This window comes from Carboxylicivirga linearis (assembly GCF_018271995.1).
GTDB lineage: Bacteria > Bacteroidota > Bacteroidia > Bacteroidales > Marinilabiliaceae > Carboxylicivirga > Carboxylicivirga linearis.
The window spans coordinates 1-842 of sequence record NZ_JAGUCO010000110.1; the positions used below are offsets into that span (position 1 = coordinate 1).

An 842-nucleotide genomic window follows, 5' to 3' on the forward strand; every position below is an offset into this window, starting at 1 on the left:
CAGGAGAAAGTGGTAAGGCTTGGAATTAACAGCCCAATCGGAATTATCGAGGACTACAATCCGAAGCTATTCAGGGATTACGATGTGGTATTTATCGACAGTACCCAAACAACGGATATTTCTCACGAGGAATTTAAAGAGCTGAAGAAACAGTTCCCGAACACCTCATTTGTAATCATCAATCAGGCAAACAGAGATGGCAGCTCCAAAGGCGGAACGAAGTGGGAGCATATTGTAGATGCCATTATGCACATTGAAAATCAAAGTGCAACGATGGAGAAAAACCGCTTTCCGGAGGGTAGTACAGAAACCATTAAAATCTTTTAGCATGGAAGAAATGACAATTAAATTCTATTGGGTGGTTATAGCCGGATTGAGTTCTCTCACAGTAGGTGTACTCTCATACATAATCCGCAATGCTATTTCTAAAAATGCCACTAAAGAAACCGTTGATGCTAAGACCGATTTACTTGAAAAGGATATTCGACACCTTACTAAAGAGCTTGAATCTTGTGAGGGTAAGTTTACTGTGCTGCATAAACGAATATCCGATTTAAGGGACAGTTCCAAGGAAATATATGTTAGCAAAGAACTATTTCACCAAACCATAAAACAGCTCAATGAGAAGCTGGACACCATATTAAAATTTGTAGAGAAATGAGAAAGTTATTTGGAAAGGCAATTAATGCCGGAGCTGCGGAAACTTTAAAAGAGGGAACTAAGCTGATTGATGAAATATTCACCACGCAAGAAGAAAAGCTCCAGGGGAAAATGGAACTTTTTAAGATGGCAGTTGCCGATAGGAGTTCGGCCAGGGAGATGTATCAGAAAGACAGTTGGCT

The 842-nt window shown here is 40.0% G+C and carries 3 protein-coding genes; all 3 read left to right on the forward strand.

Annotated features, from left to right (window positions below):
* Window positions 1-327 (forward strand): P-loop NTPase family protein (locus KEM10_RS23860; protein WP_212220925.1); only part of this gene is annotated, 327 nt, incomplete at its 5' end.
* Window position 328: 1 nt separating this feature from the next.
* Entirely contained in the window at window positions 329-661 is a 333-nt protein-coding gene (locus KEM10_RS23865; RefSeq protein WP_212220928.1) for a hypothetical protein, read from the forward strand.
* Window positions 658-842: hypothetical protein (locus tag KEM10_RS23870; protein WP_212220931.1), on the forward strand; the 185-nt coding region annotated here is incomplete at its 3' end. The genes KEM10_RS23865 and KEM10_RS23870, both read left to right, overlap by 4 nt.